Source organism: Kitasatospora cystarginea (assembly GCF_039533515.1).
Lineage (GTDB): Bacteria > Actinomycetota > Actinomycetes > Streptomycetales > Streptomycetaceae > Kitasatospora > Kitasatospora cystarginea.
In genome coordinates this window covers 1-526 of the sequence record NZ_BAAATR010000230.1, presented here as the reverse complement: position 1 = coordinate 526, position 526 = coordinate 1, and the positions used below count along the sequence as shown (strand labels likewise).

General features: G+C 53.4%; 1 protein-coding gene. It reads left to right on the top strand.

Annotated features, from left to right (window positions below; genetic code table 11):
* Positions 1–33 precede the first annotated feature (33 nt).
* On the top strand, positions 34–526 hold a 493-nt coding region (locus ABD369_RS40995; RefSeq protein ID WP_344641723.1), incomplete at its 3' end, for an ATP-grasp domain-containing protein.

Below are 526 nucleotides of genomic sequence, written 5' to 3'. Positions count from 1 at the left end.
GCGAGCGTTGCGGCGGATCTGGGATTATCTTTCGTGGGTGAAGATGTGGCTCGTATCGCCCGCGACAAATACGTAATGCGCAAAACTCTTGAAGCCGAGGGCATTCCTCAACCCATGTACGGTTTGGCTCGAACGGTTGACGAAGCAATCGAGCAGGCCGATCGCATAGGATTTCCAGTAGTCGTCAAACCTGTCGTCAACAACGACACTTCGTACATTCGCCGAGTAGCCGACATCGACGAGTTACGGCGATGCTTTCCCTCTCTGCAGTATGGGGCATGGCACGTGAAAGGCAATGCCTCCCTGTATAACTGGGCTCGACACGATTACGGGAATGCCGTAATCATCGAGGAGTTCTTGCCGGGACTGGATGTCAGTGTCGAATCGATCGTGACCGACGGTCAGACACATGTGGTTGCCATTCACGACAAACCAAACCCTGAAGAAGGTCCCTATCTCGTAGACGTTCGCTACACGACGCCGAGCAAGCTTCCGATGGATACCCAATTGTGCATTCACCACCTTA